Source organism: Pseudobacillus sp. 179-B 2D1 NHS, from assembly GCF_045370945.1.
GTDB lineage: Bacteria > Bacillota > Bacilli > Bacillales > Domibacillaceae > Pseudobacillus.
The window spans coordinates 58,648-83,327 of the sequence record NZ_JBIQDP010000005.1; the positions used below are offsets into that span (position 1 = coordinate 58,648).

24 protein-coding genes are annotated in these 24,680 nt (G+C 40.7%); 4 read left to right on the plus strand and 20 right to left on the minus strand.

Going from position 1 to position 24,680, the window contains the following annotated elements; all coding sequences use genetic code 11:
* Positions 1-11: 11 nt before the first annotated feature.
* From ACH0BF_RS06830 to ACH0BF_RS06860, 7 genes are all read right to left on the minus strand, one after another.
* The gene (locus ACH0BF_RS06830) at positions 12-662 is read right to left on the minus strand and encodes a PspA/IM30 family protein (protein WP_340851374.1); all 651 of its coding nucleotides are present in this window, start codon (positions 660-662) and stop codon (positions 12-14) included.
* 12 nt (positions 663-674) lie between these two features.
* Positions 675-1,028, minus strand: a complete 354-nt coding sequence (locus ACH0BF_RS06835) for a lmo0954 family membrane protein (protein ID WP_120036037.1) — start codon at positions 1,026-1,028, stop codon at positions 675-677.
* Positions 1,029-1,654: 626 nt separating this feature from the next.
* Complete coding sequence (locus ACH0BF_RS06840) at positions 1,655-2,728, minus strand: ABC transporter substrate-binding protein (protein ID WP_406909133.1); 1,074 nt, start codon at positions 2,726-2,728, stop codon at positions 1,655-1,657.
* Positions 2,725-3,528, minus strand: coding sequence for an ABC transporter permease (locus ACH0BF_RS06845; protein ID WP_120036036.1), 804 nt, complete (start codon positions 3,526-3,528; stop codon positions 2,725-2,727). Before ACH0BF_RS06845 ends, ACH0BF_RS06840 begins: the two co-directional genes overlap by 4 nt.
* Position 3,529: 1 nt before the next feature.
* Entirely contained in the window at positions 3,530-4,333 is an 804-nt protein-coding gene (locus ACH0BF_RS06850; RefSeq protein ID WP_120036035.1) for an ABC transporter permease, read from the minus strand.
* The gene (locus tag ACH0BF_RS06855; RefSeq protein WP_120036034.1) at positions 4,326-5,429 is read right to left on the minus strand and encodes an ABC transporter ATP-binding protein; all 1,104 of its coding nucleotides are present in this window, start codon (positions 5,427-5,429) and stop codon (positions 4,326-4,328) included. The genes ACH0BF_RS06850 and ACH0BF_RS06855 overlap by 8 nt, the downstream gene beginning before the upstream one ends.
* Positions 5,430-5,447: 18 nt before the next feature.
* Entirely contained in the window at positions 5,448-5,990 is a 543-nt protein-coding gene (locus ACH0BF_RS06860; RefSeq protein ID WP_120036033.1) for a helix-turn-helix domain-containing protein, read from the minus strand.
* Between the two features lie 207 nt (positions 5,991-6,197).
* Between ACH0BF_RS06860 and ACH0BF_RS06865 the strand changes: the two genes are divergently transcribed.
* The 3 genes from ACH0BF_RS06865 to ACH0BF_RS06875 all read left to right on the plus strand — a co-directional run bounded on the left by ACH0BF_RS06865 (position 6,198) and on the right by ACH0BF_RS06875 (position 7,503).
* Positions 6,198-6,776, plus strand: a complete 579-nt coding sequence (locus tag ACH0BF_RS06865) for a TetR/AcrR family transcriptional regulator (protein ID WP_340851381.1) — start codon at positions 6,198-6,200, stop codon at positions 6,774-6,776.
* Positions 6,777-6,853: 77 nt separating this feature from the next.
* The gene (locus ACH0BF_RS06870) at positions 6,854-7,192 is read left to right on the plus strand and encodes a DMT family transporter (RefSeq protein WP_120036031.1); all 339 of its coding nucleotides are present in this window, start codon (positions 6,854-6,856) and stop codon (positions 7,190-7,192) included.
* Entirely contained in the window at positions 7,189-7,503 is a 315-nt protein-coding gene (locus ACH0BF_RS06875) for a DMT family transporter (RefSeq protein ID WP_406909135.1), read from the plus strand. Before ACH0BF_RS06870 ends, ACH0BF_RS06875 begins: the two co-directional genes overlap by 4 nt.
* A 176-nt stretch (positions 7,504-7,679) precedes the next feature.
* Here ACH0BF_RS06875 and ACH0BF_RS06880 read toward each other — a convergent pair whose 3' ends face one another.
* The 4 genes from ACH0BF_RS06880 to ACH0BF_RS06895 form a co-directional block, all read right to left on the minus strand.
* The gene (locus ACH0BF_RS06880) at positions 7,680-9,035 is read right to left on the minus strand and encodes an APC family permease (protein WP_406909136.1); all 1,356 of its coding nucleotides are present in this window, start codon (positions 9,033-9,035) and stop codon (positions 7,680-7,682) included.
* 64 nt (positions 9,036-9,099) lie between these two features.
* Positions 9,100-9,744: a GNAT family N-acetyltransferase gene (locus ACH0BF_RS06885; RefSeq protein WP_340851388.1), complete on the minus strand. Its 645-nt coding sequence runs from the start codon at positions 9,742-9,744 to the stop codon at positions 9,100-9,102.
* Between the two features lie 107 nt (positions 9,745-9,851).
* On the minus strand, positions 9,852-11,189 hold the full coding sequence (locus ACH0BF_RS06890; RefSeq protein ID WP_406909137.1) for a flavin monoamine oxidase family protein: 1,338 nt from the start codon (positions 11,187-11,189) through the stop codon (positions 9,852-9,854).
* Between the two features lie 63 nt (positions 11,190-11,252).
* Positions 11,253-12,554, minus strand: coding sequence for an ArgE/DapE family deacylase (locus ACH0BF_RS06895; RefSeq protein ID WP_120036026.1), 1,302 nt, complete (start codon positions 12,552-12,554; stop codon positions 11,253-11,255).
* A 261-nt stretch (positions 12,555-12,815) separates the two neighbouring features.
* Between ACH0BF_RS06895 and ACH0BF_RS06900 the strand changes: the two genes are divergently transcribed.
* A complete protein-coding gene (locus tag ACH0BF_RS06900; protein WP_182917072.1) occupies positions 12,816-13,754 on the plus strand; it encodes a LysR family transcriptional regulator in 939 nt (312 codons plus the stop codon).
* A 249-nt stretch (positions 13,755-14,003) separates the two neighbouring features.
* Here ACH0BF_RS06900 and ACH0BF_RS06905 read toward each other — a convergent pair whose 3' ends face one another.
* The 9 genes from ACH0BF_RS06905 to ACH0BF_RS06945 form a co-directional block, all read right to left on the minus strand.
* The gene (locus ACH0BF_RS06905; protein WP_120036024.1) at positions 14,004-15,377 is read right to left on the minus strand and encodes a putrescine aminotransferase; all 1,374 of its coding nucleotides are present in this window, start codon (positions 15,375-15,377) and stop codon (positions 14,004-14,006) included.
* Between the two features lie 27 nt (positions 15,378-15,404).
* The gene (locus ACH0BF_RS06910; RefSeq protein WP_340851394.1) at positions 15,405-16,901 is read right to left on the minus strand and encodes an aldehyde dehydrogenase family protein; all 1,497 of its coding nucleotides are present in this window, start codon (positions 16,899-16,901) and stop codon (positions 15,405-15,407) included.
* Positions 16,902-17,167: 266 nt separating this feature from the next.
* Positions 17,168-19,297: a sigma 54-interacting transcriptional regulator gene (locus ACH0BF_RS06915; protein ID WP_340851395.1), complete on the minus strand. Its 2,130-nt coding sequence runs from the start codon at positions 19,295-19,297 to the stop codon at positions 17,168-17,170.
* Between the two features lie 106 nt (positions 19,298-19,403).
* Positions 19,404-19,652 (minus strand): biotin/lipoyl-containing protein, encoded by a 249-nt coding sequence (locus tag ACH0BF_RS06920; RefSeq protein WP_120036022.1) that lies wholly within the window; start codon positions 19,650-19,652, stop codon positions 19,404-19,406.
* A gap of 55 nt (positions 19,653-19,707) precedes the next feature.
* A complete protein-coding gene (locus ACH0BF_RS06925) occupies positions 19,708-19,836 on the minus strand; it encodes a hypothetical protein (RefSeq protein ID WP_406909139.1) in 129 nt (42 codons plus the stop codon).
* A gap of 33 nt (positions 19,837-19,869) precedes the next feature.
* Positions 19,870-21,165 carry a Glu/Leu/Phe/Val family dehydrogenase gene (locus tag ACH0BF_RS06930; protein WP_406909140.1) on the minus strand — a complete coding sequence of 432 codons (1,296 nt, stop codon included), beginning with the start codon at positions 21,163-21,165 and terminating at the stop codon, positions 19,870-19,872.
* Between the two features lie 256 nt (positions 21,166-21,421).
* The gene (locus ACH0BF_RS06935; RefSeq protein ID WP_340851397.1) at positions 21,422-22,771 is read right to left on the minus strand and encodes an APC family permease; all 1,350 of its coding nucleotides are present in this window, start codon (positions 22,769-22,771) and stop codon (positions 21,422-21,424) included.
* A 347-nt stretch (positions 22,772-23,118) separates the two neighbouring features.
* Positions 23,119-24,060, minus strand: a complete 942-nt coding sequence (gene glaH / locus ACH0BF_RS06940; RefSeq protein ID WP_120036020.1) for a glutarate dioxygenase GlaH — start codon at positions 24,058-24,060, stop codon at positions 23,119-23,121.
* Positions 24,061-24,353: 293 nt separating this feature from the next.
* A complete protein-coding gene (locus ACH0BF_RS06945) occupies positions 24,354-24,680 on the minus strand; it encodes a DUF3870 domain-containing protein (RefSeq protein WP_182917071.1) in 327 nt (108 codons plus the stop codon).

Below are 24,680 nucleotides of genomic sequence, written 5' to 3' on the forward strand. Positions count from 1 at the left end.
CATAGCATGTTTTATGCTTGCTGTGTGTTCTTTTCTTGCTGATAAAATTGTCTTTCCAGCTCTGCAAGACGGGCGTCCATTAATGTCGTTTCATACTTCTTGCTCGCCTTGCCTTCCAACTCATCAATATATTGCTCCAGCTCTTCAAACCGGCCAAACGGATGATTATTCCCTGATCCTTCATCCAACACTTTACTCATGCTGTAATGAGCTCTTGCTGCATTTTCCCGGCCCATTAATTCAAGGCGGCGCACATTCATATCTTTCAATTTATGCTTCATTTCTTCTGTCTGACGTTCAAGCTTTATGATTTGTTCGTCCGCGATAGAAACGGAGTGCTGCAAACGAGCCGCTCTCTCTTTGTATATCTCTGCTTCTCTTACAGCGAACTCTTCCAACTGCTTTTCCCCTGCTTCAGCAGCGAGTGCAGCCTGTTTCAAGCGCTTATCCTGCATACGAACAGCATCCTGCCATTCGCGTTCAAATTCTTTTTTCAATAATTGTTGCCGTTCTAACAATTTCATTGCTTTTTCGGTCTCTTTCTGTGCTTCACGCAAATACTGATTTAACATAGCAATTGGATTTTTCTGCTCTTTCTTTTCTACGATGTCGAACAATTCTGCCTCTACAGTCCGTTTAATTTTCGCAAAGATTCCTGTCATCTTAATCTCTCCTTATTTATTTTTTAGTTGGCTCCATTGTTTTTCGAAATTGACGAATGGATCTTCTTCTTTTGCTGCTGCAACAAAGTCTTCATCCTCTTCCTGCCATTTTTTATACACAACATACAGGACACCTAAAGCTGCGACGCCAAGCAAAGCGGGCACATTGCCGACCGCTGCCAGGAACGCGATAATTCCCGCTGCTCCCCAAAAAATTTTGACCCCTTTGGAATGTGCTTGTCTGTACTGTTTCCATGCCACATACATAATGGCTGCACATGCTACGAGGCCAAGAACCGGACCGGCACTCGCAATGGCCACCATAGCTGCAAGCCCTCCTATACAAAACAGCATCACCTTTTTCATTATTTTTTCCTCCCTTCGATATCTTGATTTCATCTTACCTCGCTTTCCCTTTTCCTATAACGAGCTTCGGATGGAACTTTCCCTCATCCTTAAGACCGAGACAATGAAAAGCGGAGACGACTGTCCTGGGGCGACAAGCATATGACAGGATGACGAAGTGGCGTTCTTCAGCCACACAGTCAGGCTGGCATATGACCTCGAGTCCCAAGGAGGCGGAGCTGGGCAAGAAAAGCGGAGACGACTGTCCTGGGACGACAAGCATATGACAGGATGACGAAGTGGCGTTCTTCAGCCACACAGTCAGGCTGGCGTATGACCTCGAGTCCCAAGGAGGCGGAGCTGGACAAGAAAAGCGGAGACGACTGTCCTGGGACGACAAGTATATGGCAGGATGACGAAGTGGCGTTCTTCAGCCACACAGTCAGGCTGGCATATGACCTCGAGTCCTAAGGAGGCGGAGCTGGACAAGAAAAGCGGAAGGCGCTTGCTTATCAGCGACAAGCACAAGACGGGCCAGCTAGAAGGTTGCTCTTGACCTTCTAGACGGACGGGCTGTGTCCTCGAGCTGATAGCGCCTGAAGCTGGACAGCAAAAAAGCGTCCGAAACAGCATTCGGACGCTTTTTATTATTTTTTATGCATTTTAAATTCAAGATACAGCTCGTTGTAGTAAGCCAGCATATCGGCTCCCAAGTTTTCGTACACTTCTAGATGCTCCGTTTGTTCCGGGCTTGGATAGAAACGTTTGTCATTAACGACATCCTTCGGCATGTGCTGAAGAGCCTTTTGATTCGGCGTAGAATAGCCTACATATTCTGCGTTTTGCGCAGCGACTTTCGGATCAAGCATAAAGTTGATAAATTGGTGGGCTGCTTTCAGGTTTTTGGCTGTTTTTGGGATGACCATGTTATCAAACCAAAGATTGGACCCTTCCTCTGGTACCACATATTCCAGATTATCCTTTTCCCACATAATTTCCGAAGCAGTTCCCGACCAGACAACCCCAACGGCCGCTTCATCATTTTCCATCAGCAGACGGATTTCATCACCGATGATCGCTTTAATATTAGGCGTCAATTGATCAAGCTTTTTCTTCGCTTCAATTAGATGATGCTTGTTCTTATCGTTCAATGAATAATGAAGGGAATTGAGCCCCATGCCCATTACCTCACGGGCTCCATCAACAAGCAAAATATTGTTGCGCAGCTCCGGGCTCCACAGATCATTCCACGCTTTGATCTCTTTTCCTTTCAACAAATCTTTATTGTAAATGATGCCGACTGTTCCCCAAAAATAAGGGATCGAATATTTGTTGCCGTGATCAAACGGAAGATCCATGAATCGTTGATCAATATATTTTAAGTTTGGCAGTTTCGAATGATCGAGCGGAAGCAGCTGGTCTGCCTTTTTCATTTTGTCAATTGCATACTCAGAAGGTACCGCGATATCGTAAGCAGTGCCGCCCTGCTCAATTTTGGTCATCATCGCTTCGTTGGAATCAAACGTTTCATAGATTACTTTAACACCGGTTTCTTTTTCAAACTGAGTAATCAGTTTGGGGTCGATGTAATCCCCCCAATTGTAGATCGTTAATGTATTGCCCGCTACCTTCTTGTCTGATCCATTCAGTGCCGAAACAGCGTACATCAATAAAAAAGCGATAGCAAATATAACTATGAATGCGCGTATTAACTTATTCATTTTCGCACCCCCGCCCCAGCCGTTCGGCTGTTTCGCTGCATAATAAAGTAATAACCGGCCACAAGTATGATCGTAAACAAGAATAATAGCGTGGACAACGCATTAATATTTAAAGAAATACCTCGACGAGCTAATGAATAAATTTCAACGGATAATGTGCTGAAGCCATTCCCGGTAACGAAAAAGGTGACAGCAAAGTCATCAAGAGAGTATGTGAGTGCCATGAAAAAACCAGCAAAAATGCCTGGTGAAATATATGGCAGAATAACCTTTGACAATACATCCCAATGCCCCGCTCCTAAATCACGCGCAGCATCAATTAAAGAGCTGCTCATCTCCTCCAGTTTAGGAAGCACCATAATGACTACGATCGGAATGGAAAAGGCAATATGCGATAACAGCACAGATGCAAAACCTAACTTAATTCCTACCATTGTAAATAGAATCAAAAACGATGCACCGATAATAACATCAGGACTAACAATGAGGACGTTATTCAGGGATAAAAGTGCTTGTTTTACCGTCCTCTGTCTCATATATACAATCGCGAGAGCTCCAATCACCCCGACTATTGTGGAAATAGCTGCAGACAAAAGAGCGATAATTATCGTATTTAACACAATAATAAGCAGTCTTTTATCACCAAAGAGCTCCTTATACCAATCCAGTGTAAATCCTTCGAAATTATTCATTGTACCGCCGCTATTAAATGAATAAAACATTAAATAGAAAATAGGGGCGTATAAAACGATAAAGATAAAAGCCAAATAGACTCTTGGCCAAGCAGTCTTTTTTTTCATTTTACTGAATCCCCCGCTTTCTTGCTCCGGTCACAACCATAATGACGACCATCGTTATAATCAAAAATACAGCAATGGCTGATCCCATTCCCCAGTCCTGTGTGACAAGAAAATGCTGTTCAATCGCTGTGCCGAGCGTGATCACTCGGTTGCCGGCAATTAGACGGGTAATCATAAATAGGGATAGAGCCGGAATGAATACAGCCTGCACCCCTGACTTTACACCACTGAGCGTAAGCGGGAATATGACCTTCCGAAACGTTGTCCATGCAGAAGCTCCAAGATCACGCGAAGCATCTATCAAAGCAGGATTCAGCTTATCGAGCGCATTAAAAATAGGCAGCAGCATAAATGGAATGAAAATATAGACTGAGACAAATACAAAGCTAAAATCAGTAAATAAAATCTGATGTGCGCCAATGCCGATTAGCTCAAGAAAATTATTTGCAGCTCCATACGTGCTAAAGATGCCAAGAAAAGCATAGGCCTTCAGTAGCAAGTTAATCCACGACGGCAAAATGACAAGTAACAGAAGCAGTTGCTTATATTTTGTTTTCGTAATAAAGTAAGCCGCTGGATAAGCAATAATCAAACAAAACAACGTAATTAAAAATGCATACCAGAACGAGCTGGCAATCATCTTTATATAAACAAAGGTAAATAGCTTTTCATAATTGGCAAAGGTAAAGTTTCCGTGTAAATCAAAAAAAGAATAGTAGATAACGAGCAAAATAGGCGTAACGACAAACAGGCCGATCCAAAGTATATATGGCAGCAAATAAACCAGTCGCGTCTTATTATTCATGACCGGCCTCTTGATATGATTCTAATCGCTTGTCGAATTCTTCTTCTGTTTCGCCGAGGCGCATAACATGAATAGCTTCCGGTTCAAAACTAAGTCCGATTTTGTCGCCTACCACTGCCTTCTTCGTTGAGTGAACAAGCCACTCATTCTGCGCTTCATCATAACAAAGCATTTCATAGTGAACACCACGGAACAGCTGAGAATCTACCTTGACCTGAATTTTACCTTCATTCCATGAAGTAATCTCCAAGTCTTCCGGACGGATCACTATTTCCACCGATTCATTTGGGTTCAATCCCTGATCGACACATTCAAATACTTTCCCTGCAAATTCCACTTCAAAATCTTTGATCATTTTGCCAGGCACGATATTAGACTCTCCAATAAAATCGGCTACAAAGCGATTAATCGGCTCATCATAAATATCTGTCGGTGTACCGCTTTGCTGGATTTGTCCTTCATGGAGAACAAATATTTCGTCGGACATAGCCAGGGCTTCTTCTTGATCATGCGTAACGAAAATAAAAGTGATGCCTAGACGCTGTTGCAAATCACGCAGCTCATATTGCATTTCTGTGCGCAGCTTTAAATCCAATGCAGACAGCGGCTCGTCCAGCAAAATAACCTCTGGCTCGTTTACAATGGCCCGAGCAATGGCCACCCGTTGTCGCTGCCCACCGGACATTTCTGTAATTTCTCTATTCTCATAACCGCTTAAATTGACAAAACGAAGGGCTTCTTTTACTCTGCGATCCACTTCATCTTTTTTGACTTTTTTTATACGCAGCCCGAAAGCAACATTCTCATAGACATTTAGGTGCGGAAAAAGGGCATAGTCTTGAAAAACCGTATTCACTTGCCGCTTGTTCGCAGGTACTTGATTAATCCTTTTGCCATTAAAATAAATGTCTCCTTCTGATGCTTCCGTAAAGCCGGCAATTAACCGAAGAATCGTTGTCTTTCCACAACCGGAAGGCCCGAGAAGTGTATAAAACTTCCCCCGCTCAATTTCAAAACTTACACGATCCAACACAACTGCATCGTTATCATAGCGCTTCGTTACATTATCAAAGCGAATAATGACTTCTTTTTCCATAATACCCTCCCTTTTCTGTTATAAGTAAGACTTTGTCACTGTCATAATGAGTTCAGATGGGCCATCAAAATCATTAATAATCTGATGCTCTTCGGATGAATGGAAATAAATCGCTTCTCCTGCTTCGGCTACATATTCCTGATTGCCTAGCAGCACTTTGATGCGGCCACTCATCACGTAACCAAATGTTTCGGCCAGTGATGGTTCGAATCGCTTAAATTCTCCATCTTTTTGAAGAATCAGCTTAATCGGCTCCATCTCTTTTTCATTCGATTCAGGCACCAGCCACTGGATTTCATATCCTCTTTCCTCATCAAGATACTCTGTTTGATCTTCTTCTCCATAGACAACCTTCTGTTCTCGCTTATCCTCATCAAAAAAGTCTTTCGGAGAGCATCCTAACACTTCCAGCAAGTGAAAGAGTGTTTCTATGGAAGGTGAGCTTAAATCCCGTTCCAATTGGGAAATATACCCCTTGCTCAAATCTGTTCTTTCTCCAAGTTCTTCTTGTGTCAATCCCTTTTTCAACCTTAAATTTTTAATTTTCTTCCCAATTTCCATCCTCTTAATCCTCGATTTTGTTTATATTTAGTAAACTTTCAGTAAATGAAGTTTACTTTTATAAAACTGTAAGTTTACACCTAGTTTCTCATTATAATGTATATATACGAAATCTCAAGCAAAAATTATACTTTTCAACGCCTTGACAGCAATAAGAAATTACTGTAAAATGAATGATATTCAGTCATTATTATTGGAGGATTTACTATGCGGGTAAAAAGTGATGGCAAATACAATAAAATTCTTCAGGCAGCGATCGAGGTAATTTCTGAAAAAGGGCTCGACCAAACCTCAATTACTGACATTGTTAAACGGGCAGGCGTTGCTCAGGGAACGTTTTATTTGTACTTTCCTTCAAAAAAAGATTTAATTCCTGCCATCGCAGAGGATTTGCTCAGTTTGACACTAGAGAAAATTAAGAGTGAAACAAAACAAATAAATGGCTTTTGGCAGATTATGCGAACACTTATCGATGAAACGTTTGAGTTAACGAAGTCTTACAAAGAGGTTATTATTTTGTGCTACTCTGGCCTTGCCATTGTGCATTCAATGGAAAAATGGGAAACAATCTATACTCCCTACTATGATTGGCTAGAGGAAGTTTTACAGTCAGCCGCCAGCAAGGGAGAAATCATTGCTGACATTGATATCAATTGGACGGCTCGTCTTATTATTAACTTAATTGAGAATGCTGCCGAGCGCTTTTATATCGCTGAAGAAAAAAGAGATTTAGCCGCCTGTAAAGAGGAAACCTTTTCTTTTCTACAGCGCTCCCTTTCCCGCTAAGTATCGAAACGCTTTTCCAAGCGTTTCAATTTTTAACAAAAAATGAATGACATTCATTCATAACTGAGGTGCTTACATTGAGTTGGTTTATTGTATTAATTGCAGGTCTATTGGAAATCGTATGGGCGACAGGTTTGAAGCATGCCGATTCTCTAACGGATTGGGCAGTCATCACCGTGCTGATTGCTACTAGCTTCCTTCTGCTCATCCGTTCATATAAAACGATCCCGCTGGCCGCTGCCTACACTGTCTTTGTCGGCATTGGTACAGCAGGCACGTATTTTATGGGAATTTATTTAGGAGAACCGTTCTCCCTCATCCAGTTAATATTCGTTGTCTTGCTGCTTTCGGGAGTAGCGGGTATGAAATTATCCACATCAACACAGAAAGACCAAAGTCGAGGTGAATATCAATGAGTTGGGTCTTTTTAGTTCTAGCTGGCTTTGAAGAAGTCATTGCAACGATTGCAATGAAATATGTAAATGGCACAAAGAGAAAGTGGCCGATTGCTGTCATGGTGATTGGCTTTATCTTCTCCTTCTATTGTTTATCAAGAGCGATGACAGATCTTTCTGCAGGGATTGCTTACGCTGTCTGGACCGGTATTGGTACAGTCGGTATTACTCTCGTCAGCATTATTTGGTTTAAAGAGAAATTGAATAAATTTCAACTTCTCTCGCTTCTATTTATTATGCTGGGTGTAGCCGGATTGAAATTTACTTCTTAAAAAAAGTGTCAGTATCAAGAATGCTTTTATGCACCTTGATACTGACACTTTTTACTTAATTTAGAGTCAAGTACAAAAAGCCTGCTGGGCAAAAGTGCCAACAATTGAACACAAATGAGAAGGGCTTGAAGTATTTTTATCCTAACTGCCTATTTCTTTATGCTTCATTAATCCCATCAGCCAGCCGCCGATTCATCAAAATTAAATTCCGGTGGAGCTTTTGTAAAGAATTTAGTCGCACTTAAAAGGTAAATAAATCCGACTGCCATCCAGGATAATCCGAGTGTCATAGCAGCGGTATCCAGTTTGTACCACAAATAAGCATTAAGTGAAAAGCCAATAAAAGGAACAGCAACATGACTAAACACAGAGCGCATAGTATGACTTTTATTTCTTTTGAAATAGTAAAAAACAACAGACAAGTTTACGAATGCAAAAGCCGTAAAAGCTCCAAAGTTAATTAACGATGTGGCTGTGTGTAAGCTGAGAAACAATGCTGAAGACGCTAAAATTCCCGTTAAAACAATATTTAAGACCGGTGTTGCCAGCTTGGGGTGGATATAAGCAAAAACTCTTTTAAATAAAATGCCGTCCCGTCCCATCGCATACAGTAAACGCGAGGCGCTCGTTTGTCCAGCCAGACCGGATGCAATACAGGCTGTAAGTGCCCCAGAAAGAAAAATAGCCTGAAAAAGACTTCCACCTATATAAAGAGCAATATTTGGAGAGGCTTCCTCTATGTCAGGAGAAATTTGCACCAATGCCCCTACACTAGGAAATAAGCTCTGCATAAAGTAGGAAACTGCCAAAAAGAAAATGCCTCCAAGAAAAGCGACCAGAAAGATGGCTCGGGGAATATCTGTTTTTGGTTTGACTGCTTCCTCTGACAATGTAGTAACAGCATCAAATCCTAGAAACGATAACATTAAAATCGATGCTCCTGCAAAGACGGTGGAGAAATTTATTGCTTCTGAATAGAAAGGATTAAACGAAAAGTACCCGATATTCCCTACAATAATAGAACGTGCTGTCAGAAAAATAAAAATAGCAGCGATTAACGCTTGGAAAATTACCATAAGTGTATTAGCAGAAACCGCGATCTTCACACCAGCAATATTCATCGTCGTAATTAAAATAACCATTCCAAGAACCCAAATCCATGAAGGAACAGTTGGAAACACAGCCGAAAGGTAGATACCGGTAAACATTGCATTGATCATAGGCAGAAAAAGATAATCAAGCAAAACCGCCCATCCTACAAGAAAACCAAGACCAGAATTTATTGTTCGTCTTGTATAAGTGTACGCCGAGCCGGAGGAAGGATATATCTTGGCCATTTTGCTATAGCTGAAAACGGTGAACAATACTGCAATCATAACAAGCACATAGGATGCAGGAACGTGGCCATTTGTCAGTTCAGAAATGATACCAAACGTATCAAAAACTGCAAAAGGTGACATGTAGGCAAGCCCAAGAACTAAAATATGCCTTAATTTAAGTGTCCTTTTCAATTTACTCTCATTCGTATTCATACTGCACTCCCTCCCATACACGGAAACGTTTTCATTTCTCATGAATAATTGTTATTTGGGAAACTTAATTACGCGGAGTATAATGGTCATTTAACCATTCCATTAATATTCCATACTTTAAAGAAGCCTCGTCTTCAGGAATATAATTTTTCATGATGGTTTTTACAGTAAAGCCATTTCTCAGCTGGAATGTGAGTACAGGATCGTAAATACTTCCTTGGATCACGCATTCAACATATTTATCTACAGGCATTTTATCAGCGTATTTGTAATAGTGAGGAATTCGGCCTCCAAACATAATACTTCTTAGATTAAACTGCCGACAAATATTTCTGCGTGTTTCGTATAATCGCCTTCCAATCTTCATTTGACGGTAATCGGGGTGAACGGTAACGTCAATTCCATATAAATTTATCCCATTCGGATTATGATTTTGAATAAATCCTTCATCTGATATTTCTTTAAAGGAATGCTGCACTCCATATTCATCAAAGTTAACAATCACACTTGAACAAGAGCCTACGATTTTTTCTTTATATTTAATACAGGTTTGCCCTTCAGGGAAAATCTCCAATTGGCTTTCCAATTGCTCCCGCCTATATGCTATTCTCGGTCCAAATACTACCTGGGACAGGTTTACCACCTCATCTATATCTTCGTATCCAATATTATGAACAGTTATTTCTGATTCCAATTTAGACTTTGACATTAACCGCTACCCCTTTTCCGTTAAATTTCATTAATATGAAATAATGGAGGATTTTAAAAAAAATAAAAGGCCTGATCTTCAGAGAAGTTTCTGCCGGTTTATCAGCTTTACAAATTGTAGGATGGACAAGCTTTGCTTGCAGCAATATATTTACTTACTCTTCTGCTTGTAGTAATGCCGCTTTCAATCGCTCCATCAATAAATCCTCCCCATCCATTTGCATAGGCTGCACCTGCTAAAAATACCCCGTTTTCCCGGCGTCTCATTTCTTCAATATAAGAGGTTAATTGGTTTGGCTTCAGCATCGACCAGGTTTCCCGGGAGAATTCGTCCGCTGCCCAATTATGGCCCGCGCTTTCAACCACTTCTATATCAGGGAGCCAGCATTGCAATGCCTTCTCTATTGCATATCGATCATTAGGATCTAAGCGATCAGCATTAGGGCCGAATCCAACTACAATGCTGTCACCTTCAACTGTATGATCCAGATGAACGGAGTTAAGAGGATACTCTGAAGGGGCATAAGCAACAAAAGGTTCCATCTCTCCTCTCACGCGTGCCCAGACTTTAACTCCTTTTGAGACTTGCTTTTCGTTTATAAAAGCTTGTTTTTCTTTCGATAGTTCCGGTCTAAATTGAATGTTATCTAATGTCGCTAATGGAGCAGTAACAATAACCGCTCTCGCCTCATAACACTGGCCATCTTCTGTATGAACTTCCACATAATCACCTGTGTGGTCTATAGAAGCAACAGCTACAGATAGCTGTATGTCTGCATCAATATCAGCTGCGATCGAATTGATAAGTGAGCGGGTTCCTGTTTTTATTTTGAATCTTGAGACCGTATCAGCAAAGACATAACGATTTCCATTGGCAAAAGCCCACCAGCGAAACATCTGGGTAAGGGCTCCCTCTTCCGGTGACCCATTAAAATCAGTTGCTAACAAGCTGCTTAAAAAGTCATATTCCTCCTGTGCTAGAGTAAAACTCTCCAGGTATTCCATCACTGATTTTCCATCTAACTCTCGCAAAGAAGAAGATTGTAAGGGACTGTGAGGAAGAGGAAGATGTTTGTTCGCTTGGCTCATCAAACGCTCAAAGCTTTCTTTTACTATAGAGTTCAACTCTTGAGGAGTTCCTGAGTGTACCTTCTCCCCCGTAATCCAATACGCTTTCTGAGCAGATGGAGCTTGGTACACTTCAAGGCCGTAACGGGTCAGCTCAGTCCATACATGAGGTTGGTACCAGTGAACGTAAGTTCCGCCCATTTCGAGATTGCTTCCTAATTGGTGATCAGTCCAAGTACGCCCTCCTAAACGATCCCGCCCTTCAAGCAAAGTGACACTGTGTCCCAGCATACTAAGCTCACGGGCTGCAACTAAACCTGTAAATCCCCCTCCAACGATAATAGCGTCATATTGTTTCGAATCAGTTTGCTGAACCATTATTTATCCCTCCGCCTCTTTGCTATCTCAATTTTCTGCATGCTTTTTAATACAAAAAACGCTCTACTTTAAAACTGGCTTTTGGTCGGCTTTTTTTAGCTGAGGGCTGCTCGTCCATTCAACAATATAATTCGCCAACACTTTAGCAACTTTAACGACACTATCCAATTCAACAAATTCATCCGGACCATGTATGTTACTCCCCCTTGGTCCAAAGCATATGCCCGGCTTGTTGTAATACTGAGTAAAACGGGCATCGTTCCCGGAGGCCCGGCCAATGATTTTCGTTGGCTTCCCTAAAATGCTAGAAGCTGTCTGGACAAATGATTGGACAAACTCATCCTCCGGGTCTTGATACCAAGGCTCTGTTGACCAGCCAAACCATTCGATTTCGGGTGGATTCTGCTGCATCCATTCATCCTCTCTCATCACTTTCTCGATCGTTTCATGTATTAGCTTTTTAATGTCTTTCCGGCTCTCACCAGGAATAAACCCAATCCGACACTCTAAGACTGCGTGTCCCGCTACATTGGAAACCCAATCGCCTGCATGAAGTGTTCCCTGATTCAAATGAACCGACTGGCCGGAGCCTTTATTAAACAGCTCAAAATGTATTTCCTTCGCTCTTTTCTGGTTAAGTGCCTCCATAGCATCATAAATTTTGTATATCTTGCCTATAGCGTTCACGCCTTCGTGGGCTAAGCCTGCATGAGCCGTCTTGCCAATGACCTTTATTCTGAAATACAAAATTCCAGCATGTGCTATCGTTACATTTAAATTGTGGGGTTCCGTTGAAATATAACCGTCTGTTATATATCCGGCCTCTAAACACGCAAGCGCTCCGCCTCCGCCTCCTGCTTCTTCTTCAATCACACTATGAAGCTGAACCGTTCCTTTTAACTGTATGTTCAAATCTATCAGTGTTTTTAAAGCGAACCAATTAGCAATCAATCCGCCCTTCATGTCCGCCGATCCACGCCCGTAAAGCTTATTTCCTTCTATCTTTCCATCCCAGGGTGGCTTCGTCCACTTTTCTAAAGGGTTGGGTGAAACAACATCTACGTGGCCGTGTAATGTAAGTGATCTTCCATCACCTGTCCCATTATACAAACCGATGATATTTTTTCGTTTTTCAAACGGAATGCCAGAATCAACAAACGCTTCATGGTTTGCAAGCTTGTGATAATTAGGAGTCACTTCATGTATTTCCAATCCAATTTCTTGATAAATTCTCTTCATATATTCTTGCATTTCTTCCTCATCGCCAATGACACTCTTTATTTTCACAACATTGCGTATGTGTTCTATTAATTGTTCTTGATTTTTGTCTATATATTGCTCGATCTTTTCTCGGTAAATGTTCATATTTTGTTTGTTTCACCACCTGATTTTTCTTTATGCGGAAAGTCCTTATTTGCTCTTCCAGCCCAATCTAATTAAAAGCTTAAAAATAGATTAAATGTTATAATTATTCTGATAACTATTGATATAAATTGGCTTACTTGCAATTTTCATAAGCATATCCAGACAATGCTTATATAGATATGCTTGTGAGAGAATTCTCTTAAGCAGCGGTACGATCGCCCATTATTTATGCTATTTGGGAAAGGAGAAATAAATCTTACTATGGATATTAACCGGCTTAGATACTTTGTGGCAGTTGTGGAAGCTCAAGGAGTTTCTGCTGCTGCTCTAAAGTTAAATATTTCTCAGCCCTCTTTAAGCATTATGATTAAGAAGCTTGAGGAGGAGCTGGGTGTTTTGCTTTTTAAAAGAGAAAACAAAAGGCTGATACTCACTGATGTAGGAAATCTACTCTATAAAAGAGCCAAAAATGTTATTACCTCAGTCGACGATATGCTCGTTGAAGTAAATGAAGCTTCTAGAGGAATGCGCGGGGAAATCAAAGTAGGCTGTTCCACAGCGGCAAATTTGATTATTATCCCGAAAATAGTTGAAAATATGCAAAAGACTGCTCCTAATGTTACAGTCCATGTCATTGAAGGAAACACTAAATATATATCAGAGCAATTGCTGTCTAATCAGTTGGATGCAGCTATTGTTCGAACTACTTTTTCAGAAGAAATTTTTGAGACATATTCTATTATTACTGAACCTATAGTAGCTTGCCTTCACAGCGAACACCCTTTTGCTAGAAAAGACCGACTGCATTTAAAAGATTTTGCTGAAGAGAACTTTTTGCTAAACACTACTACTACCGGCTCTGGCTTGTCTGACTACATCATTAAGATGTGTAAACAAGTAGGATTTACCCCAAAAGTAAAGTATTGGGGAACCCAAGGGCTACCTATGGTAATTCTGGCCAGCAAAGGAGTTGGTGTAACCTTTTTACCGAATTCTTACAAATACCTTCCATTCAGCGGGGGATTACCTGTATTTAAAGATATTGAATCTCCCTCTTTAACATCCAGTTTAGAGCTTATTACTTTAAGAGGCAGATTTAGAAGTGCAACTACTGAGCATTTTCTTCAGCAAGTAGTTCAAATTTCTAAAGAACTTAATGCGAGCGTGAATCCAAACTATCTAATGAATAATTTCATATAACTATTCAGCTGGTAACAGCACTTGTCAAACTAGCATTCTCCATACGTAATAAATCAGAAGTTACTACAAGTAATGAACTCAACAAACGAGAAAGCCACCTCTCTTTATAAAAATTAATATATTTATCGTATATCGGATTTCAAATAAAGTGAAATATATATTTTTAATGACTTTGATAGATGATCATCTATATATGCTTCATTTAAGATCAAAAGAAATCCCCCGGTACAAGGACCGGGGGGTTCTTTTTTATTGTACAGCTACTTGAGCCAATACTTCTTTAAATGTATTGATTACTGTGTCTACTTCTTCATAGCTAATTGTCAATGGCGGCTCGATACGGATAGTTTTTGAGTTAACTAGTGTACCAGCTACAAGGATGCCATGGTCAAACATGCCTTTTGATACTTCATAGCCGATTTCATCTTTATGGAACTCGATACCGATCATTAAGCCTTGGCCGCGAATTTCTAACACTTTATCTCCATGCTCAGCAGCAGCTTCTTTCAAGCCTTTCAAGAAGTACTCGCCGACTTCAGCTGCTCTTTCTGGAAGATTTTCTTCGATTAGTACGCCAATTGTAGCGATCGCTGCCGCACAAGCAAGTGGGTTACCACCGAATGTTGTTGTATGCATGAATGGGTTGTCGAATAAGTTTTTGAATACTTTTTCGTTTGCAACAACTGCTCCAGCTGGCATTACACCGCCGCCGAATGCTTTTGCAAGACAGATGATGTCAGGCGTTACTTCGTATAACTCAGCTGCGAACATTTTTCCTGTACGACCCATACCAGTTTGTACTTCATCAAAAATTAAGACAACATCATACTCGTCACACAATTCTCTTACTTGTTTCAAGTAACCGGCAGGAGGAATAATGATACCACCTTCACCTTGAATTGGTTCCAAGATTACTGCGCCTACATCTTCGCCAACAAGGGCACAAGATTCAAACGTCTTTCTCATCATGTCGATGTCACCGTATGGCACATGACGGAATCCAGGAATCAATGGAAGGAATGGCTTACGGAATACCCCTTTAGCAGTACCGGAAAGCGATCCTAAGCTTTTTCCGTGGAAAGAGCGTGTTGTTGAAATGATCGTAGAGCGGTCGCTGTACATTTTTGCCAACTTCAATGCTGCTTCAACGCTTTCTGTTCCACTGTTTGTAAAGAAAGAATATTGCAAATCGCCAGGTGTAATGTCTGCTAAAATTTTAGCAAGCATCGCACGAAGCGGATCAAGTAAATCCTGGCTGTGAAGAGCTTGACGGTTTAATTGATCTGTTACAGCTTTAACAACTTTTGGATGGCGATGGCCAACGTTATAAATACCGAAGCCGCCAAGACAGTCAATGTACTTCTTGCCGTTGATATCAGTAAAACAAGAACCTTCGTCAGACCATTCAACTGCTGCGAATTGTCCACCTTCTGTTACTGTTTTACGATAAGCAAGGAAGCCTGGGTTGACGTGGTCACGGAAGTTATCAACTGTTTCTTTTGTTACCCATTGTGCTTCTTCTGCTGTTACCTCTTGTTTTTCGATCATATCAAGTACTTGTTTAATATAATCGTTCACTTGTGCCATTTGCTCGTTGTTTTTCAATTCTGTTTTTGTACTCATTTATATCTCCACTCCTGCAATTTTTGATTAGTTTTTAAACCAGCCTACTGGTTCTACTTCTAAGTTGATGTTGATTTGTTTAATTTCTTGGAATTCATCCAATCCGTATGTTCCTAAGCTGCGGCCGATACCACTTTGCTTATAACCGCCCCAAGGAGCTTCGTTGTAAGTTGGATGGTAGGAGTTGATCCATGTAATACCCGCACGCAATTTCTTGATCACACGAAGTGCTTTCGCTCCATCAATAGTAAATACAGCACCTGCTAAACCATAATCCGTATCGTTGGCTAAGCGGATAGCTTCTGCTTCATCTTTGAATTTTTGAATCGCTACTACCGGCCCAAAAATTTCTTCTTGAACGATTCTCATGTCTTGTGTTGTATCAGCAAACGCTGTTGGAGCTACGAAGAAGCCTTTATCCAGTCCGTTCTCTGTCAAACGCTCTCCACCGAATAGCAAGCGAGCTCCTTCTTCTTTACCGATTTCAATGTAGCTTAATACTTTTTCCATGTGCTGCTGGCTGACAAGCGGTCCCATTTCTGTTTCTGGGTCTGCTCCATTGCCCACTTGAATTTGTTTCGCGCGCTCTGTGAAACGCTCGATGAATTTATCGTAAATGCTTTCTTCTACAAGAATTCTTGAACCGGATGAACATACTTGGCCGGACCCGCAATAAATACCGAACAATGCGTAATCTACTGCCACTTCAAAATCAGCATCAGCAAAAATGATATTTGGTGATTTTCCGCCAAGTTCCAAGGAAACTTTCTTCATCGTATCGGCAGCTGTTTTCATGATGTGTTTTCCTGTTTTTGTACCGCCAGTGAAAGACACCATGTCTACATCCTTATGAGAAGCAATTTCATTTCCAACAACAGGGCCCGCGCCGTGTACCATATTGATAACGCCTTTTGGCACGCCTACTTCTTCGATAATTTCCATTAATTTTGTCGGTGTAACCGGTGTTACTTCAGAAGGTTTATAAACAACTGTGTTTCCTGCTGCTAACGCCGGAGCAATTTTCCAAACACTCATAAGCATTGGGTAATTCCAAGGAACAATTAATCCGCATACGCCAACTGGCTCTCTCACAACCATCGCTTGCATTGGGTCCGCTACATGGTACGTTTCGCCGTCCGGTTGAGTGATCATACCAGCATAGTAACGGAAACAAGCTGCAGCATCTGCCATGTCACCTTCTGCTTCGCGAAGTGGCTTACCATTATTCATTGTTTCTAGTGCTGTCAGCTCTTCTGCTTTTTCGTCGATTTTGTCTGCAATTTTCAATAAGTATGCAGCGCGTTCAACAGTCGGAAGATCTGACCAGACACCGCTTTCAAATGCTTCCCTGGCAGCAGCAATAGCTGCTCTGGCGTCTGCGACAGTACCTTCAGCCGCATGAGCGATTACTTCACCAGTAGCTGGATTGAATACTTCACGTGTTTTATTGTCACTGGAGTTTGTCCATTCCCCATTAATGTACATTTTCAAATCAAGAGTTTTTACAGCCTGCGTTTCTAACATGCTTTTCATCCTCCTATTCTCCGTTTGCTTTATATAATGCAATTATCGTGCCAAGTTGAAATATTTAAAATATTTTTGAAAACTGCGTGCTATCAAGCTTTTTATTCCATACAAAAATTAGGAGTTTTATCGCTCTTATGCAATTTAGCATAATGTATGAATTTATGAATAAATTGATGAAAATAAGCATTTTTAGACACATTTTTGCCACATATAAAAAAAGCTGTTCAAAAGCAGTGAGTCACTAGCTTTTGAACAGCTTGCAATTAATAAAGAGACGCTTCATTGTCAGATTTTCTGCTGCTCATAATCTTCTGATATTTACGGCTCACGGATGACTGACTTACTCCAAGCGCCTTAGCTGCCTTTGTCGTTGTTTTATATTGCTTCATGGCGAGTACAATCAGCTGCTCTTCCACATCTTCAAGCGCCTCCTGCAGCGGAACGACCCTTGTAATAATTGGCCGTGCCTTTTTAAAATCATAACCGAGCGATAAAAACTGGCTGACAAATTCAGCATCTATCGCCTGATCATCAGCAGAAACGACGAGCCGCTCAATAATGTTTTGCAGTTCACGCACATTTCCCGGCCACGAATAGAATTCAAGCACGTTGATGGCATCAGGTGTTAAATAAAAACTTTTATCATACTTTTCATTAAGCTGCTGGAGAAAATGAAAAGCAAGTACTGAAATATCCTCTGTTCTCTCTCTCAGAGGAGGAATATGAAGCGGGATAACATTCAGTCGGTAAAATAAGTCTTCCCGGAACGTTCCTTGTTCTACCATTTGTTCAAGCTTCTTGTTGGTGGCCGCAATAATTTGCACATCCACTTTCTCAGCGACGGTACTGCCGACTGGGATAACTTCCTGCTCCTGTAATACGCGCAGCAATTTGACCTGCAAATGAAGGGGCATTTCACCGATCTCATCGAGGAAAAGCACGCCTTGATCAGCCATTTTAAAGTATCCGTCCTTGCCTTCTTTGTCGGCGCCAGTAAAGGCTCCCTTTTTATAGCCAAACAGTTCGCTTTCAAGCAAGTTTTCCGGGATGGCCCCGCAGTTTAGCTTCAAGAATGGCTTTTCTGAGCGACGTCCAAGTTGATGAATCGCCTGGGCAATTACTTCTTTCCCGACCCCGGATTCTCCTGTTATTAATACGGTAGAAGAAAACTCGGCTATCTTCTTTACCTGGAGAATAATCTTTTCCATTTTCGGGCTGCGATACATTAGTTTTTTTAGCGTTCGATCTTGATTTTTAAACGTATCAAGCTCTTTCTTATATTTCTCAGAAATCTTTTTCATTTCTTTTAATTCATCTTTTAATCGAGAAGTTTCTGTAATATCCCGAGAAGCGATAATAATGCGATCAATCTCTCCCTTTTCATTAAAAACAGGATTGCCGACTGCCAGCACCTTTCTGCCGCTTCTTGCTTCCTGAACAATCGATACTTTTTTCTTTTTTTCCATGACTAGCCTCGTCACGGAAGGACTGAACATCCCTTTCTTCTCTAGTTCAAGAAGGCTTTTCCCAAGCATGTCTTGTAAATCTGTATCCCAAAATCCACTGATTACATTTTCACTGTAACGGATGAGCTCACCTTTGCTGTTCACCACGAGCAGTTCATCATAAATAGTAGATAAAATAGCATTTAAATCCGTATTAAGATTTTTAATATCTTCAATTTCCATTGCCATATCTTCAATGGTAGGAATGTCCTGAACGACAATTAGCATTCCTTCAATTTTCTGATCCTGGGTTGAAATTGGACAATAGTCGAGAAGGACGCCCATTTCATCTGTCAGCTGCACCTGGTTTAAAATTGTTTTTCCGGTCGCAAACACACTTTCAATATGCTCTCGCTCAAATACAGACTCTGCAGGTTTATTCATCACCTTTTCAGCAGTCGACTTTATCATTTTTAACCCGGCATCGTTGCAGTTGATGATCTTCTTTTCTCTGTCTACTACAAACATTCCCATTGGAATAGAGGTAAGCAGCGTTTTAAATAAATTGACTCCCTGCTCCTCTTGTTTAAATAGCTCAGCCAGCAGTTCTTCCCGTTTTAAATAACCAATCGGCGACCCTTCTTCATCATTGATGATCGTTAACGTCTCACCGATCACCTGAAAAATAACAGGCAATGAAATAATTTTGTTCACATGATAGATTTGTTCGATCGGAATGGACTGAGACAACAGCGTTTGGAAGGTCACTTCTCTTTTATGCGCCAGACGGTTACTCTTTAAATGAACGTAAGAAGTAAGCTTGCCATGTTCACTCATAAATACAAATGGTTCTTTGATTGCACTAATGTCTATGAAGCTGTTATCCGCTTGATCTTCCACCGGAATAGAAACAATCGGATTTAATTTGTTTTCATCAATCGTAAACATTTTCGATCCCCCTCTCAGCTGTCCCCTTTCTATTATTTTAGCAAACTTTTTACAGAATAATAGAAAAAGAAGATGGAAACACCATCTTCCTCTACTAGATTATTCATCAATCACAAGCACTTACTACTAATTCTTCCTTCACGTAAGCGAGTACCATGCCGGGAATGACTTTGTCCCCTTCTTGGACTTCGAGCGATTGAATCTCTCCGCTGACACCCACTTTAACTGGAAGCATTTCTCCTTTTTCGTTCTTAATTATAAATAGCGGCTCCCATTCATAGATTCTTACGTTTTCCTTCACAAGAACTTGCTGAACTACTCCGTTATACGGGCTGGTAATCAATTCTTCAAACAATGGTACTCATCTCCTTTTCCTTATATAAGTGGGACAACCGCTTTCAAAATTATTTTTACCCTCCCCGGGCCAAATCAGCTTTTATTCCGTCGTCGCTTTTCCCATTTGCCTGCCTTTTGCCAATGATTTCCCGATCATTTTGCTTTGTATGCTTAGACGGAATCCCCTGATTTAACCACCTCATCCCTTATATTCTCTCTTTACGGCTGCCTGCTAATTAAAGCTTAATCCAGCCGCGCAATCCTGAAGCTTCAGCGATTTTGCGGATCCCTTCAACATAAGCAGCAGTTTTCATGTTAATGCCAAATTGTTCGGCAGTATTCTGAACGTTCAAGAAGCTCGCATGAATTTTCTCTTTCAATCTTTCTTCTACTAGCTCTTTTGTCCAATAGTAACCTTGGTTGTTCTGACACCATTCAAAATAAGAAACGATGACTCCGCCGGAATTGGCAAGAATATCAGGAACAACTAAAACGCCACGCTCATCAAGCATTTGAATCGCTTCTTTTGTTGTTGGTCCGTTAGCCGCTTCAACGATAAACTTACATTTCAGTCTGTCAGCGTTCTCTGTAGTGATGACTCCGCCAACTGCCGCCGGAATAAGCACGTCACATTCCTGCTCAATTAGCTCTTCATTTGTAATTATATTTTCAAACTGGCCAGTAACAATGCCAAAGGAATCACGGCGTCCAAGCAGGTCCGGAATATCAAGACCTTCAGGTTCATAAATCGCACCAAGAGCATCTGAAATTCCAACTACCTTCACTCCTAATTCATGCAGGTAGTACGCGAGGTAACCCCCAACGTTTCCAAACCCTTGTACGATTACTTTCATTCCTTCAAGCGGCATGTTCTTTAATTCACTGACCATTTGCAGTGTATATAGAACGCCTTTTGAAGTCGCTGTTTCGCGTCCTTCTGAGCCACCTAAAACAAGCGGCTTCCCAGTAATAAATCCTGGTGAATCGAATTCTCTAATATGATCATATTCATCGAGCATCCATGCCATAATCTGTGAATTTGTATACATATCAGGTGCTGGAATATCCTTTGTCGGTCCGACAAGCTGACTCACCGCCCGGACATATCCACGGCTTAACCGCTCCAGCTCACCTGCGCTCATGCTACGTGGTTCGCAGATGATCCCGCCTTTAGCTCCTCCATAAGGAAGTCCGGTAATTCCGCATTTTAAGCTCATCCAGCCAGCCAATGCTTTTACTTCATCTGCTGTCACGTCCGGATGAAAGCGGATGCCGCCTTTTGTCGGTCCGTTTGCATCATTATGCTGAGCACGATAGCCTTTGAAAATTTTTGTCTCGCCATTATCCATTTTGACAGGGATATTAACCTCCAAAAATCTCATCGGCTCTTTTAAAAATTCAAATACTTCCTCAGAGTAACCAAGAATTTCTACCGCTTCTTTTAGAATTAACTTAAATTCCTCTTGCGGATTATCTTTATGATGCTGTCCTGCTGTTGTCTTAGTCTCTGCTGTCTGTACATTCGTACCCAATTTATAACACCTCATTTTTATTTGTTGCTTATTATAGAAGCAATTTCCGTGCCAAAACTTCAAAAAATTTAAAATCTTGTTCCCCTTGAAGAGACGGGCTTCTAGAAGCTTCCTAATTTTCTTTTTACATTGCTGCTTTATGCTTATTTGCATAGCCTATTATTTTTCGCATAAAGAAACCTTTTAAACTAACAAAAAAAGCCGGGATCTGCTGGCAATAACATTTGCACCAGCGATTCCGGCTTCATCTTCTAATTTACAATTCGTGTACTTCTTCCATATGCATTTGTGGAACAGGCGAACGGAACCAGTTTGTAATATACATTAAATACAGCATTCCAATAACTGACCAGATAACTCCAAGAATAAGAGAATGAATATTCAAGTTTATCCATAAGACTACTACGATGCTTGCACCGATAACTGGGAACACTAAATAGTTAATAAAGTCTTTCGGATTCTTATATCTTTTCTTTCTAATTACATAGTGAGCAATAACAGCCAAATTAACAAACGTAAAGGCGATGAGTGCCCCAAAGTTAATTAAAGAGGTGGCTGTCTCTAAATCAAGAAAAATAGCGATTAATGAAATAAAACCTACCAACACAACATTCAATGCAGGTGTCCGCCATTTTGGGTGGATGTATCCAAAAAACTTTGAAGGAATAACGTTATCCCGCCCCATTACATACAATAACCGCGACACACTCGTATGAGAAGCCAAACCTGATGCGAGCGTTCCTGTCAGCGTCCCTGCTAGGAAAAATGCCTGAAATAGCTTGCCTCCTACGTATAAAGCAATTTCAGGTGAAGCAGCTTCCGGATCAGAGAAACGAGAAACATCAGGGAAAAACATTTGCGTGAAGTAAGAAACGGTAATAAAAAGCACGCCGCCTACAAGTGCAGTTAAAAAGATAGCTTTCGGGATTGTTTTTACAGCATCAGGTGTTTCCTCTGATAATGTGGTAACCGCATCAAACCCAAGAAAAGAAAAACATAGAACTGTGGCTCCTGCTATAAGCGGACCAACTGACATGCCCTCTTCAGCAAATGGAATAAACGAAAAGACAGTTCCTGCTCCTTCTCCATTTCCAAGCCCTTTGATAACCAGTATGACAAAAATAGCAATGACTAAGAATTGAAATAACACAAGAAAATTATTAAAATTAGCTGCCAGGTTTACACTAAATAAGTTCGCAGCCGTTACGACCACTACAAATCCAACTACCCACATCCAGCCAGGAACTTGCGGAAATAGCGCTGACAGGTAAATCTTTGTTAAAAGCGCATTCACCATCGGCAAAAACAAGTAATCAAGCAAAGCAGCCCAACCGACAAAAAAGCCGAGCTTTTTACTAATTGTTTTTTGTGTATACGTATAAGCTGAACCGGCTACCGGGTAAACTCTAACCATTTTTCCGTAGCTGGCAGCTGTAAATAGCATTCCAACTAGAGCAATCACGTAGGAAGCCGGCACATGTCCGCCCGTTTCCTCTGATACAATTCCAAATGTATCAAACGCTACCATAGGCGTCATATAACCGACACCTAACATAACTATTGCCCATAGACCTAATGATCTCTTTAATTGAACCTTTTCCTGCATATATCATTCCTCCTGTTGTAACCGCTTAAAATGTTAATTATTAAAATATTTATACAATTTTCATGCCAAAAGTACAAAAAACAACAAAAAATATTATATTTTTTTGAAAACTAAAAGAAAGCGGATAACAGAGGTGTTAACAGTTCATTTAATACAAATCACCCATGTAAATAAATGTATGATTATGAAATAACAGTAAAACGAAAACTCGTTTTATTTCTCAAATTACAATCACCCTATTCAAAAGTGCATAAATCATTCCGTTTTACATACCAATACTTTTTCTAAATAATAAAAAGAGAAGGCAGCCTAATAGCCACCTCCTCTTTCTCTTCAATAAGAGTTAATTAAATTTCTGCAAATCTACCACGTTGACGAAGAAGTTCGCGATTTAATTCCGGATTCACTTCGAATGCTGCACGGCCATGTAGCCAGAACAAGTTATTCAGCATAACAAGGTCACCAACTGGAAGTTTTAGCTCAATAACACTTTCATCACTTTCCATGGAATCAGAAAGCTCTTTTAAATACTTCGCTTCATCAATTGTTTCCGGATAAGCAAATTGGTCGATAAAGCAAATGCAAGGCTTGTTGTTATCATTGAAGAACGTAGCGCGCTGTACTTCCTGGCTGACGTTTTTGCTGCTTGGCGCTTTGTATGTGAATTTATAAGTAGCAAGTGGATGAGTTGAGAATTTCTCAAGCTCTTTCCAGTCGTCAAGGTGCAGTAAACGCGACTCTCCTCCCACTGCATTTTCTTCCTTCATTTTCATCATTAACAACCAGTCAGTTGGCTCATCAACGAATGTTCCATCCGTATGCAATGTGAACAGACGGTAGGCTTGACGAAGGTAAGAATCACTGTTGTCTGTATGAGCTACAGTAAATCTGGCATAATATTTACCTGTCATGGAGTCGAAATTCGGTGTTCCAACAATATGAGTCATCGCTGTAGAGAAAATTACATAATCATCTGTATCAAGCGTTTCTCCTTGCAGACCAATTGTGAAACCACCTGTTTCGCGGTCATGAACAATCCCTCTCAAAATGTCTTGAAACTCTTTTCCTGTCAATTGAAGCAAGTAATCAGCAACGATAAGTCGTGCGTAAGGAGTATACTCCAAATGCTGAACAGACACTTCCTCTTCTTTTACTTTTGCCAAAAATTCTCTGATCACTTTAGGTTCAAGCTCAATGTGGTATAAACGATCGCTTTGCGGATGAGATTTCACCTCATAAGCTGCTGTTTTCTGAATGAATTTCTTGCCTTGTTTTTCTAAAGTACTCATTAATAATTCCTCCTATTTGTAGAAAAATAATGTTTTTGTCTGGGTAGGAAATAAAAAAAGCCAGTTTACACCCTTTGCGTCCAAGGATAGTAAACTGGCTAATAATTACTTCATTGCTCCATGGAATTGGAGTCACAGTAAATATTTCAGTTTGGTATTTTATTTTCCACTCAAACATCGTTCTATAGTAATATTCGCGTTTTTTGAAAAGGCTATTTTCAAAAGGCAAATATTTAATTCTAGTTAACATCATTGTATGTGACCGACACATAATTGTCAATATATTTAATTATTTATTTCGAATTTTTCGCTATTTGCTGATAATGAAGGTGTAAATCATTCAAGGCAGCAGCGAGTGCATTAGCAGCTTTGCCTTTATAATATTGCTGTAGCTGCTTTAGCGGCTCCTCGATCCCGTCTTTCAGACTGACTCCCTTCAACAGTTGCCCGATAAATTCCCTGCCATGTTCCGTTGCCAGCGTACAGGAAGCTTCAATGATCACTCCATACTTGGTGTCAACTTCTGCGGTGATTGTTAATGTATCAAACACACTCTTCGCTGCCATCCCTTGCGGCAGACGTGCGTGTCCTGCAATAAACATTACTTTTGAGTTAATCAT